Genomic DNA, 11,807 nt, shown 5'->3' with positions numbered 1-11,807 from the left:
CGATCAGATCTCCAGCAGGGTGCGGATCATGGCGTCGGCGGTCTGGATGACGCGGGCATTGGCTGCATAGGCCTCTTCGATCAGCAGCAATTTCTGCATTTCGGCATCGGTATCGACGCCCTGTTCCAGCATCGCCTCGGTCAGGGTGTCGAGCCGCGTCCTTGCGGTGGTGGCGCCGTTTTCGGCCAATTGGCGTTCGGTCGAGATATCGGTCAGGATCGCCCCCAGCGTGGTGGCGGAATCCTGCAAGGGGGCGCCCGGCCCGGAGGAAATCACGCGTTCGAGCGCGCCGAGCATCGCGTTGATCCGCGTCGCGTCGCCGACGGGGCCCGCCACCGCGGCGCCGATTCCGTCACGCAACCGCCAGAGCGCGCCGCCATTCGCCGGATCGACGAGGCTGTTCACGCTCAGCCGTCCGGCAAGGCCCGGCAGGCCGGTATCGGGGGCGTCATTATCGGTAAAGAACCCGACCGCACCGGCCAGCGTGGCATCCGTCGCCGGATCGGCGAAGCGGGCGATCAGGTCGCGGGCATAGCCGTCGATCTGCGATTGCGCCGAGACGGCGTCGATATCGCGCGCGGTGAAGGCGGCGGCAAGCCGCCCGCCGCCCAGTGGCCCGGTTTTCGAGGTCGAAACGGCCTGTCCGTTGATGGTGAGGCCCGACAATTCCACGCCGACGCTCATCGAGGCGTCGATCGCCACGGTCGGGGAGAATGCGAGCGTGGCGGGTTGCGTGTCGAGCAAAAGGCGGCCCGAGGCGGAATAGATCATCACCCGACCGTGGTCGCGCGGATATTCCTTGATCGGCACGATCTCGGACAGGCGACCGATCAGGGCCTGGCGTTCGTCTTCCAGACCCAAGGTGGACTGGCCGCTCAGGCGCATCTTGACGATCTGGTCGTTGAGTTTGTCGATCTCGACAAGACCATTGTTGACGGTGTCGACATCGCGCGCGATCTGCGCGTCGGCCTCCACCCGCAGGGTCTGCACGCGATCTTCGACCGTCGCCAGAGTGCTGGCGAGCGCCGCGCCGGTTTCGACGATGCGCGAAAGGCGATTGTCCAGATCCGGCCGTTCCGAGGCCGAGATCAGCGCGCCTTCAAAGGCCGAAAGCGCGGCGGAGACGCCCTTGTCGGGAAGCCCCATCGCGGTTTCGACGCTTTGCCAGAATGTCTGCGCATAGGTGCTGGCCGCGGTCGAGGCGCCGGCATCGCGGTGCAGGCCCAGGACGACGGGATCGACGATCCGCGTCACGCCGGCGATCCGCACGCCCGATCCCGCGCCGCCGAGCGATGACGAGGCGAGATCCAGGCGGCGCGCGGCGTAGCCCGGTGTCAGCACGTTGGCGACATTGGCCGATGCGACCTGAACCGCCCGCGCCGTGGCCGTCAGGCCGGTTGTCGCGTTGTGGAGCGAGCTGGCGATGCTCATGTCGGCCTCCTGTCAGGTCAGCGTTTGATGTTGGTGGTTTCCTGCAGCATCTCGTCGACGGTCTGGATGACCTTGGCATTCGACGAATAGGCGCGCTGCGTCTGGATCATGTTGGTCAGCTCGGCCGCGACATCGGTCGAGGATTGTTCCTGCGAGAAGCCGAGGATCTCGCCGGTCGGACCGTCGCCGGCATTCCACAGGAACATGGCGCCGGAATTCGGCGAGACGCTGTAGGTCTGGTTGTCATGCGAGGCCAGGCCGTTGGGGTTGGGCACGTCGACCAGCGGGATCTGTCCGATGGTGCGGATCAGGCCGGAATCGTAATACGCCTTGACCATGCCCAGTTCATCGACCTGCACGCCGACCAGCGATTGCACGGGCGAGCCGTCGCGATCCGAGGAAACCGGGATGAAACTGTCGGCCATCTGGGTGATCGAATCCTCGCTTGCCGGCATGCCGATATTCAGCGCGATGTCCTGCCCGCTATCGGTGGTGACGGTGAATTCGCCGGTCAGCGGGTCATAAGGGCCGCCGGCCGCACCGGGCGTGACGCTGAGGATCCGGCCGCCATTGGGGGGCACGTCGTCGAAGACGATGGTGTATTCGCCGATCAGGGAACCCGTCGTCGGATCGGTGACGGTGGCCGTCCATTCGTTCGACTGGCCCGTCGCCGGAACGGTTGGCGTGAAGGTCATGGTCAGCGTATCGGTGGTGCCGAGCGGGCTGTAATATTCCAGCGCGATGTCATGCGACGCGCCGTCGGAATCAGCGCGCGTGCCGGTGGCGGGCAGGTTCGCGCGGACTTCGATCCGGGTGGTCGGGTCCGAGGCGAACTGGTTCGAGTTGATGCGGATCGGTTCCAGCCCGCCGATCGTGTCGCGCGGGAAGGCGGGGATCGTGCCGTCGGGATCGGCCGGCCAGCCCAGCAGGATCAGCCCTGCGGGATTGCGCAACAGCCCGTCCTGATCGGCCCGGAACGAGCCCGTGGTCGTGAGCAGAAGCGGCAGCGTGCCGGTGCGTTCCAGCGCCGAGGCATTGGTCACGGGCAGAAAACCGCGCCCGCTGACGGCAAGGTCGGTGGCGTTCGAACTGGCGACCAGCGCGCCGCGTTCGTCGATCAGCCGCATCGTCGAGGCGCGGACGCCGCCGGCGATATAGGGTCCGTAATTCGACCCTTCGCCCATCACCATCGACTGGAACGAGGCGATGACGCGCTTGTAGCCGAGCGTGCCGGTATTCGCGATATTGTCCGAGATCGCGGCAAGCCGCGTCGCGTTCGAGTTCAGGCCGGCGATACTGGCATTGAACGAGGAATAGAGCGTGGACATCGGGGCAGACCTTTCGTGCTGGTGCGGAGCGATTTCCGCCGACACTGACCGAGTCGCGTTAAAGTGTGCCTAACGCGCGACCGATCCCCCGCACGCCCGAAAGGTCGCCGTCAGGTCCGCCGCAGCAGGATCAGCTCCAGCCGGTTGTTGCGCACCGCCATCGGGTTCGGATCCGCCGGGCGCCGGTCGGCATGGCCCGTCACCCGCGAAATCCGCGCCGGATCGTACCCCGCCGCGTCGAGCAGGCGCCGCACGCGGTCGGCGCGCGCCGCGGACAGCGTCCAGCCGGGATCGTTGGCCTGCACGACCGGATAGCTGCGCGTATGCGCCTCGATCGCGAGCGGGTTGACCACCATCGGGAAGATCTGCGCGACCACGTCGATGATGCGCCGCGTCACCGGCGTCGGTTCGTCGGTTTCGGGGACGAAGAGCGGCGCGTCTGGCAGATCGAAGATCTCGATCACCAGCCCTTCATCGGTGAGCCGCGTGACGACATGGCGCAAGGCTTCGTTCAGGATCGCGCTTTCGCCGCCCATCCCGGTCAGGCGCTGCTGCAGATCCTCAAGGCTTTCGGTTTCGGCCTGCGTGTCGATCCCGGTTTCGGTGTCGCTGTCGTCGGGCGTGGCCGGCGCAGCCTGATCCGCGGTTTCGATATCGGTGCCGCCGAACATCCCTTCCCCGCCCGAGGCGATCCGGTGCACCGGAACCGAGGGATTGAAGTAATCCGCAAGCCCCCGTCTTTGCGATTCCGTCGTGGCGCCCAGCAGCCACATCATCAGGAAGAACGCCATCATCGCGGTCACGAAATCGGCATAGGCCACCTTCCAGGCGCCACCGTGATGACCGCCGCCGGCGATCACCTTTTTCCGTTTGACGATGATGGGCGCGGCATTGTTCTGCCGGCTCATACCACCACCTCTTGCTTTCACCCGTCTCCGGGATAGCGCGCAGAAGTGAAGCCGGGGTTAAGCCGCGCCGGGCCGCAGCGGGACTCGCCCCTCGTCTGTCAGCACGAAAACCTCGCGGCCCTCGACGACGATGGCGGTGAGCGGTCCGTCATAGCCCGCGCCGGTATCGATATCGATGCGGTTGCCGTGATGTTCGGGCGTCTTGCAGGTCGTGTGGCCATGGATGACAAGCCAGGGATGCGCGCCGGTGAAATCGAGAAACGGCGCCCGGATCCAGACCAGATCGTCTTCGGTCTGATCGTCCAGCGCGACCCCGGGGCGGATGCCGGCATGGACATAGAGTACCTCGCCCATCCGGTGATAAAGCGGCAGCGAGGCGATGAAATCGCGATGGGCCTGCGGCACGGCGGCGGCGACGCGCGGCGCCGGAAGCTCGGGGTCGAGGCCGTAGCTCTGCAGCGTCCGCCGCCCGCCGATGCGCGGATCGAGATAGGTCAGCCCCGCGCGCAGCGCCGGGTCGCGTCGGCCGTCGAGATGATAGCCGAACATGCGGTCGTGGTTGCCCTTCAGCACGATCCAGGGCTGGCCGGACAGCTGGCCTTTCACCAGATGGTCGATCACCCCGCAGGAATCCGGCCCGCGATCGACCAGATCGCCCAGATGGATCACCGGCGCTTCGGCATCGCCGGTGCGGGCGCGGTCGGCCATGATGCGCGCATGGGCGGCGTGCAGCTTGTCGAGCTGGCCGTGAATGTCGCCGATGGCATAGCTGCGCAGGGTCATGCGGGCTCCGTTTTTTGCTGCGACCTTGTGGGCCGAAACGGCGCCGGTTTCAACGCCGGCCCGGGTTGCAGAATAAACCGTGCCGCTTCCGCCACGGCAAGAGGCGGGAAGCGCTGGGGAAATTGGAAGATCCGCAGCGAATGCTGTTGCCGATCGCGCCGCGGTGGGTAAAGTCAGGCATGGCAACGCGCCACATCAGCGGGTTCGGCACGGCACGGGAGGCACCTGAGACAGACGAGACCGGCGCCACGACAGCGCAAGACCGGGTCAACCGCGCGAAAGACGCGGCAGGACAGACGGGCAAGCGTCGCCGATTTCACATCTCACGGGCTTCGAAGCCGCCCGCGTTTCAAGATCCACAGGGAAGGATATCCAATGAAAAAGCTTCTTCTGACCACGGCCCTCGCCGGGTTTGCCGCCGGTGCCGCGCAGGCTCAGGATGTGCCGGTCGGCATCATTCTGGGCTTTACCGGCCCTCTGGAGACGATCACGCCCACCATGGCGGACGGGGCCGAGCTGGCGCTCTCGGAAGCCAACGAATCGGGCAATTTCTCGCTGGGCACGCTGACCCCGGTGCGCGCGGACTCGACCTGCATCGATTCGGGCGCGGCGGTGGCCGCGGCCGAGCGTCTGGTGACCTCGGACGGTGTGGCCGGCATCATCGGCGCCGATTGCTCGGGCGTGACCGGCGCCATCCTGCAGAACGTCGCGCGTCCCAACGGCGTGGTGATGATCTCGCCCTCGGCCACGTCGCCGGCGCTGTCGACCGCCGAAGATGACGGCATGTTCTTCCGCACCTCGCCCTCGGATGCGCGCGGCGGGGAAATCGCCGCGGAAGTCCTGCGCGACCGCGGTGTCGAGACGGTGGCGATCACCTATACCAACAACGATTACGGCGCCGGCCTGGCTGAAAGCATCCGCGCCGCGTTCGAAGAGCAGGGCGGCACGGTGACGCTGGTCGCCTCGCACGAGGAAGACAAGGGCGACTACACCGCCGAAGTCGGCGCGCTGTCGTCGGCCGGGGGCGATGTGCTGGTCGTTGTCGGCTATGTCGATGGTGGCGGTGCGGGCATCATCCGCTCGGCGCTGGATCTGGGCGCGTTCGAGACCTTCTACCTGCCCGACGGCATGATCGGCGACTCGCTGACCGAAACCTTCGGCGATGAAATCGACGGCTCGTATGGCGCGCTGCCGGGCACCGACAGCGAGGGCGCGTCGCAATTCGCGGAAATGGCCTCGGCGGCCGGTTTCGACGCGACCTCGGCCTATGCCGGCGAATCCTATGACGCCGCGGCGCTGATGATCCTGGCGATGGCACAGGCCGGTTCGACCGCCCCGGCGGATTATGCCGAGCATATCATGTCGGTGGCCAACGAGCCGGGCGAGCAGATCTATCCGGGTCAGCTGGGCCGCGCGCTGGAGATCATCGCCGAGGGTGGTGAAGTCGACTATGTCGGCGCGACCGCCGTCACGCTGATCGGGCCGGGCGAAAGCGCCGGGTCGTACCGCGAAGTGGTCGTCGAGGGCGGCGCGCTCGAAACCGTGCAATATCGCTGATCGCCACCTGGCGGCATTTTCGGGCAGTCCGGCCATCCCGGGCTGCCCATTCGCACAGGGTATCGCATGATCCGCGTTGAAAACCTGCACAAGCATTTCGGCGGCTTCCATGCCGTCGACGGTGCCAGCCTGACCATTGCCGAAGGGTCGATCACCGGCCTGATCGGTCCCAACGGCGCGGGCAAGACCACGCTGTTCAACGTCATCGCCGGGGTTCTGAAACCCACATCGGGCCATGTCTTCATGGCCGGCGAGGACATTACCGGCCTTGAGCCGCACGAGCTGTTCCACAAAGGCCTGTTGCGCACGTTCCAGATCGCGCATGAATTCCACTCGATGACCGTACGCGAGAACCTGATGATGGTTCCGGCGCGTCAGGCGGGCGAGAGGCTGATGTCCGCGTGGTTCCAGCGCGCCAAGGTCCGGCTCGAGGACGAGGAAATCCGCCGTCGTGCCGACGAGGTGCTGGAATTCCTGACCATCGACCATATCGCCGACCAGAAGGCCGGGCAGATTTCGGGCGGGCAGAAGAAGCTTCTGGAACTGGGCCGCACGATGATGACCGACGCGCGGATCGTGTTCCTCGACGAGGTCGGGGCGGGCGTGAACCGCACGCTTCTGAACACCATCGCCGACGCCATCGTGCGCCTGAACAAGGAGCGCGGCTATACCTTCGTGGTGATCGAACACGACATGGATTTCATCGGCCGCATCTGCGACCCCGTCATCTGCATGGCCGAGGGCAAGGTTCTGGCCGAGGGCACGCTCGACGAGATCAAGGCCAATGAGCATGTGATCGAGGCCTATCTGGGCACCGGCCTGAAGAACAAGGTAACGGCGGAGGGCGGCCATGTCTGAGCATCCCGTGACCCCCAATCCCGATGCCGTTCTGATCGGCGAGGGCATGACCGGCGGCTATGGCGGCGCCGACATCCTGCACAATTGCACCATCGCCGTGAACAAGGGCGAGATCGCGGTGATCGTCGGTCCCAACGGAGCGGGCAAATCCACCGCGATGAAAGCCGTGTTCGGCATGCTGAACCTGCGCGAGGGTCAGGTGCGGCTGGACGGCAAGGACATCACCGGGCTGACACCGCAGGCGCGGGTCGGCATGGGCATGGGCTTCGTGCCGCAGACGCGCAACATCTTTCCGTCGATGAGCGTCGAGGAAAACCTCGAAATGGGGGCCTTCATCCGCCACGACGATATCCGCACGACGATGGAGCAGGTCTATCACCTGTTCCCGATCCTGAAGGACAAGCGCCGTCAGGCGGCGGGGGAATTGTCGGGCGGTCAGCGTCAGCAGGTGGCCGTCGGCCGCGCGCTGATGACGAAACCCTCGGTGCTGATGCTTGACGAGCCGACCGCCGGGGTCTCGCCCATCGTCATGGACGAACTCTTCGACCGGATCATCGAGATCGCCCGGACGGGGATTTCCATCCTGATGGTCGAACAGAATGCCCGGCAGGCGCTGGCGATTGCCCACAAGGGCTATGTGCTGGTGCAGGGCGCCAACCGATACACCGACACCGGGCAGGCACTTCTCGCCGATCCCGAGGTCCGGCGTTCGTTCCTGGGGGGCTGAGGGATGCGTATGCTTCTGCCGCTTCTGGCGGCCACCGCCGCCGCCCTGTCCGTCCTGCCCGCGCTAGCCGAAAGCCAGCGCGACGCGTTCGATTGCGCGGTGCTGCAAAGCTGCGCCCCCGGGGGCGCCTGCACCGAAAGCGCCCTTGCCTTCGAGTTGGCCTTCCTGGGCGGCGGGATCGAGCTGTCGATGGACGGGCAGCTCCATGCGCCGGTCTACGATGGCGATCTGCGCAGCGCCGCATGGCGCCATGACGGCACGATCTATCAGCTGCGCTTCACCGGCGACGGCGCCGGGGTTCTGACCGTCACGCCCGAAACCGGGGATTTCACCCAAGCGCGGCTGGAATGGCTGCACTGCTCGCCGCAATGAGGTCCGCGATGCCCGAGACATTCTTCCGCTTCGCCCGCGACGCGCAGATCCGAAAGGTTCCGACATGGATGTGCTGAACGCGCTTGTCCTTCTGTCCAACTTCGTGCTGCTTCCGGCCGTGTCCTATGGCAGCCAGCTGGCGCTGGGTGCGCTGGGCATCACGCTGATTTACGGGATCCTGCGGTTCTCGCATTTCGCCCATGGCGACGTGATGGCCTTTGCGACGATGACGGTGATCCTTGTGACCTGGTGGCTGCAGGGGATGGGGGTGTCCATCGACCCGCTGCCCACCGCGCTGCTGGCCCTGCCCGTGGGGATCGCGATCACCGCGCTGCTGCTTCTGGGCACAGACCGCGTGGTCTATCGCTTTTACCGACGGGTCCGCGCGGCGCCGATCGTGGTGGTGATGGCCTCGCTGGGGGTGATGTTCGTCCTCAACGGGCTGGTCCGCCTGATCATCGGCCCCGACGACCAGTATTTCGCCGATGGCGCGCGCTTCCTGTTCACGGTGCGCGAGTTCCGCGACTATACCGGCCTTGAAGAGGGCGTCGGCCTGCGCGTTTCGCAGCTGATCACCATCGTCGTGACCCTTGTCGTCGTGGCCGTGCTGTTCTGGTTCCTCAACCGCACGCGCACCGGCAAGTCGATGCGTGCCTTTTCGGATAACGAGGATCTGGCGCTGCTCTCGGGCATCAACCCCGAGCGCGTCGTCACCGTGACATGGCTGATCGTCGCGGTCCTGGTGACCGTGGCGGGCACGCTTTACGGTCTGGACAAAAGCTTCAAGCCCTTCACCTATTTCCAGCTTCTGCTGCCGATGTTCGCCTCGGCGATCCTGGGCGGACTGGGCAACCCGCTGGGCGCGGTCGCCGGCGCCTATGTCATCGCGCTCAGCGAGGTGGGCGTGACCTACGCGTTCCGCAAGTTCCTGCAATACCTGCTGCCCGAAAGCCTTGAGCCCTCGGGCCTCGCGCAGCTTCTGTCCACCGATTACAAATTCGCGGTGTCCTTCGTGCTGCTGGTGCTGGTGCTGCTGTTCCGCCCGACGGGCCTGTTCCGGGGACAATCGATATGAGCCTGAAACACGCATCCTATTTCGCGATCATGGCGGTCCTTCTGGTGCTGGTCGGCTGGCTGCAAAGCTGGTCGGTGGCGATGGGCCTGTTCAACATGTGCCTGATCTCGGCGATCATGGCGCTGGGCGTGAACATCCAGTGGGGCTATGCCGGGCTGTTCTCGGTCGGCACGATGGGCTTCGTTGCCCTGGGCGGCCTGGCCGCCGTGCTGACCTCGATGCCGCCGGTGCCGGCGGCCTGGTCGGCGGGCGGTTTGCGCGTTCTGGCGGCGCTGGCGCTGGGCGCGGCGGTGATCCTGGTCTCGGTCCTGATCTATCGGAAGATGGCCAAGGGCGTTGGCCGTGCCGTCGCGCTGACAATCACCATCGTCGTGGGCTTCTTCGTCTACCGCGCGGTGCTGGACCCGGCGGTCGACGCGATCGAAAGCGTCAACACGGCGGCCGAGGGTTATCTGGGCGGCATGGGCCTGCCCATCGTGCTGAGCTGGGCCGTGGGCGGTCTGCTGGCCGCGGGCGCGGCCTGGGTGATCGGCAAGATCAGCCTGGGCCTGCGGTCCGATTACCTGGCCATCGCCACGCTGGGCATTGCCGAGACGATCATCGCCATCCTGAAGAACGAGGAATGGCTGTCGCGCGGCGTGAAGAACGTCAACGGCCTGCCGCGCCCGGTCCCTTACGAAGTGGACCTGCAGCAAAGCGCCGATTTCCTGGCCTGGGCCGAATGGCTGGGGCTGAACCCGGTCGAGGCGTCGTCGCTTTTCGTGAAAGCCTGCTACGCGGTGATCTTCATCGTCGTGCTGGCGCTGATCATGTGGCTGTCCGAGCGCGCGTGGAATTCGCCCTGGGGCCGGATGATGCGCGCGATCCGCGACAATGAAACCGCCGCGCGGGCGATGGGCAAGAACGTCACCAAGCGCCACCTTCAGGTGTTCATCCTCGGCTCGGCGGTCTGCGGGATCGCCGGGGCGATGCTGACCACGCTGGACGGGTTGCTCACGCCCGGCACCTATCAGCCGCTGCGCTTTACCTTCCTGATCTGGGTGATGGTGATCGTTGGCGGGTCGGGCAACAACTGGGGCGCGGTGCTGGGCGGGTTCCTCGTATGGTTCCTGTGGATCGAGGTCGAGCCGATCGGGCTATGGCTGATCACCAACCTGACCTCGACCATGGCCGAGGATTCGGCGATCCGGCTTCACCTGCTCGACAGCGCGGCGCATATGCGGCTGCTGACGATGGGGGTGATCCTGCTTCTGGTGCTGCGTTTCGCCCCCCGCGGCCTGATCCCCGAGCGGTAAGCTCGCGCAGGCTTGAGGGCGCGCGCCGGACCCGGGCGCGCGCCCTCGGAGTTGTCTTCCCTGATGTGAAAAAAGGGAAGTCCGATGTCCGACACCATTACCACCGTGAATCCGGCAACCGGCGAGACGCTGGAACGCTACACGCGGATGAGTGGCCGCGAGGCCGCCGACGCGGTCGAAGCCTGCCACAAGGCCTTTCTGGACTGGCGCCACCGCCCGCTGAAGGAACGCGCCGATGTCATCCGCGCGATCGGCAAGGAGTTGCAGAACTCGAAGGACGCGCTGGCCCAGCTGATGACCGACGAAGTCGGCAAGCTGCTGAAAGACAGCCGTCAGGAAATCGACCTGTGCGCCGCGATCTGCGATTTCACCGCCGAGAACGGACCCAAGGTTCTGGCCGACGAAGAGCGCAAGATCGACAACGGCACCGGCGTTATCACCTATGCGCCCGTGGGCGTCATCTATGGCATCCAGCCGTGGAACTTCCCCGCTTACCAGGCGATGCGCTACGCCATTGCCAACCTGATGGCCGGGAACGGCGTGCTGCTCAAACACGCGTCCAGTTGTACGGGCTCGGGCCTGATGCTGCGCGACATCTTCGAACGCGCGGGATTGCCGAAGAACCTGTTCACCGTGCTGCTGATCGATCACGACACGTCGGACGCGATCATCGCCAACCCGCTGGTTCGGGGCGTGACGCTGACGGGTTCGGACAAGGCGGGCAAGCTGGTCGCCGAAAAGGCGGGCGCGGCGCTGAAGAAAACCGTGCTCGAACTGGGGTCCAACGACGCCTATGTGGTGCTCGACGATGCCGATCTGGAACTGGCGGTGAAGACCTGCGTGGCGGGCCGGATCTACAACAACGGTCAGACCTGCGTGAACGCCAAGCGTTTCATCGTGACCGAGGCCAATTACGACGCCTTCGTCGCGGCCTATACCGAGGCGATGCAGAAGATCGAGCCGGGCGATCCCACGGACAAGGCCACCAAGCTGGGCCCCATGTCGGATGCGGGTCTGCGCGACGATCTGCACAAGCAGGTCGAGCAGAGCCTGCAAAAGGGCGCCCGTGCGCTGTGCGGAGCCAAGGTGCCCGACCGTCCCGGTGCGTGGTATCCCGCGACCGTTCTGGTCGATGTCGCGCCCGGGCAGCCGGCCTATGACGACGAATTGTTCGGGCCGGTCGCCTCGATCATCCGCGCGCGCGATGACGAAGACGCGATGCGGATCGCCAATGACAGCCGGTACGGGCTTGGCGGCGGGATCTTCTCGAAGGACGTGGCGCGCGCGCGCAAGCTCGCGTGCGAGCATTTCGATACCGGGATGGTCTCGGTCAACGGCTACAACGTGGCCAAGCCGAACATGCCGTTCGGGGGCGTCAAGGATTCGGGCTATGGCCGCGAACATGGCGGCTTCGGCATGAAGGAATTCGTCAACGCGAAATCCGTCTTCCTGACCGACGCCTGACCCCGGGCT

At 65.8% G+C, this 11,807-nt stretch carries 11 protein-coding genes; 7 read left to right on the top strand and 4 right to left on the bottom strand.

The annotated features are described in order from the left end of the window. Nucleotides 1-3 precede the first annotated feature (3 nt). The 4 genes from flgK to C4N9_RS16080 all read right to left on the bottom strand — a co-directional run bounded on the left by flgK (nucleotide 4) and on the right by C4N9_RS16080 (nucleotide 4,444). Entirely contained in the window at nucleotides 4-1,431 is a 1,428-nt protein-coding gene (gene flgK, locus C4N9_RS16095) for a flagellar hook-associated protein FlgK (protein ID WP_109534374.1), read from the bottom strand. Nucleotides 1,432-1,448: 17 nt separating this feature from the next. After that, on the bottom strand, nucleotides 1,449-2,759 hold the full coding sequence (locus tag C4N9_RS16090; protein WP_109534373.1) for a flagellar hook protein FlgE: 1,311 nt from the start codon (nucleotides 2,757-2,759) through the stop codon (nucleotides 1,449-1,451). A 110-nt stretch (nucleotides 2,760-2,869) separates the two neighbouring features. Then, nucleotides 2,870-3,667, bottom strand: a complete 798-nt coding sequence (locus C4N9_RS16085; RefSeq protein WP_109534372.1) for a flagellar motor protein MotB — start codon at nucleotides 3,665-3,667, stop codon at nucleotides 2,870-2,872. Nucleotides 3,668-3,724: 57 nt separating this feature from the next. Beyond that, entirely contained in the window at nucleotides 3,725-4,444 is a 720-nt protein-coding gene (locus C4N9_RS16080) for a metallophosphoesterase family protein (RefSeq protein ID WP_109534480.1), read from the bottom strand. A gap of 381 nt (nucleotides 4,445-4,825) precedes the next feature. Between C4N9_RS16080 and C4N9_RS16075 the strand changes: the two genes are divergently transcribed. The 7 genes from C4N9_RS16075 to C4N9_RS16045 all read left to right on the top strand — a co-directional run bounded on the left by C4N9_RS16075 (nucleotide 4,826) and on the right by C4N9_RS16045 (nucleotide 11,798). Next, nucleotides 4,826-6,007 (top strand): ABC transporter substrate-binding protein, encoded by a 1,182-nt coding sequence (locus C4N9_RS16075; RefSeq protein ID WP_109534371.1) that lies wholly within the window; start codon nucleotides 4,826-4,828, stop codon nucleotides 6,005-6,007. 66 nt (nucleotides 6,008-6,073) lie between these two features. Beyond that, nucleotides 6,074-6,865, top strand: a complete 792-nt coding sequence (locus C4N9_RS16070) for an ABC transporter ATP-binding protein (protein ID WP_109534370.1) — start codon at nucleotides 6,074-6,076, stop codon at nucleotides 6,863-6,865. Further along, entirely contained in the window at nucleotides 6,858-7,592 is a 735-nt protein-coding gene (locus tag C4N9_RS16065) for an ABC transporter ATP-binding protein (protein ID WP_109534369.1), read from the top strand. The genes C4N9_RS16070 and C4N9_RS16065 overlap by 8 nt, the downstream gene beginning before the upstream one ends. A gap of 3 nt (nucleotides 7,593-7,595) precedes the next feature. After that, a complete protein-coding gene (locus C4N9_RS16060; protein ID WP_146195177.1) occupies nucleotides 7,596-7,964 on the top strand; it encodes a hypothetical protein in 369 nt (122 codons plus the stop codon). 64 nt (nucleotides 7,965-8,028) lie between these two features. After that, nucleotides 8,029-9,039 carry a branched-chain amino acid ABC transporter permease gene (locus C4N9_RS16055; protein WP_109534367.1) on the top strand — a complete coding sequence of 337 codons (1,011 nt, stop codon included), beginning with the start codon at nucleotides 8,029-8,031 and terminating at the stop codon, nucleotides 9,037-9,039. After that, nucleotides 9,036-10,334 (top strand): branched-chain amino acid ABC transporter permease, encoded by a 1,299-nt coding sequence (locus C4N9_RS16050; protein ID WP_109534366.1) that lies wholly within the window; start codon nucleotides 9,036-9,038, stop codon nucleotides 10,332-10,334. Before C4N9_RS16055 ends, C4N9_RS16050 begins: the two co-directional genes overlap by 4 nt. Nucleotides 10,335-10,418: 84 nt before the next feature. Next, on the top strand, nucleotides 10,419-11,798 hold the full coding sequence (locus tag C4N9_RS16045; protein WP_109534365.1) for an NAD-dependent succinate-semialdehyde dehydrogenase: 1,380 nt from the start codon (nucleotides 10,419-10,421) through the stop codon (nucleotides 11,796-11,798). The last annotated feature ends 9 nt before the right edge of the window (nucleotides 11,799-11,807 follow it).

This window comes from Pararhodobacter marinus, assembly GCF_003122215.1.
Taxonomy (GTDB): Bacteria; Pseudomonadota; Alphaproteobacteria; order Rhodobacterales; family Rhodobacteraceae; genus Pararhodobacter; species Pararhodobacter marinus.
Note: the sequence above shows the minus strand (reverse complement) of the source record. Positions and strands in the feature narration are given on the sequence as shown.

Coding starts and splice junctions, on each gene's coding strand:
- flgK (WP_109534374.1), bottom strand. CDS start 1,431: ATGAGCATCGCCAGCTCGCTCCACAACGCGACAACCGGCCTGACGGCC.
- C4N9_RS16090 (WP_109534373.1), bottom strand. CDS start 2,759: ATGTCCACGCTCTATTCCTCGTTCAATGCCAGTATCGCCGGCCTGAAC.
- C4N9_RS16085 (WP_109534372.1), bottom strand. CDS start 3,667: ATGAGCCGGCAGAACAATGCCGCGCCCATCATCGTCAAACGGAAAAAG.
- C4N9_RS16075 (WP_109534371.1), top strand. CDS start 4,826: ATGAAAAAGCTTCTTCTGACCACGGCCCTCGCCGGGTTTGCCGCCGGT.
- C4N9_RS16070 (WP_109534370.1), top strand. CDS start 6,074: ATGATCCGCGTTGAAAACCTGCACAAGCATTTCGGCGGCTTCCATGCC.
- C4N9_RS16065 (WP_109534369.1), top strand. CDS start 6,858: ATGTCTGAGCATCCCGTGACCCCCAATCCCGATGCCGTTCTGATCGGC.
- C4N9_RS16060 (WP_146195177.1), top strand. CDS start 7,596: ATGCGTATGCTTCTGCCGCTTCTGGCGGCCACCGCCGCCGCCCTGTCC.
- C4N9_RS16055 (WP_109534367.1), top strand. CDS start 8,029: ATGGATGTGCTGAACGCGCTTGTCCTTCTGTCCAACTTCGTGCTGCTT.
- C4N9_RS16050 (WP_109534366.1), top strand. CDS start 9,036: ATGAGCCTGAAACACGCATCCTATTTCGCGATCATGGCGGTCCTTCTG.
- C4N9_RS16045 (WP_109534365.1), top strand. CDS start 10,419: ATGTCCGACACCATTACCACCGTGAATCCGGCAACCGGCGAGACGCTG.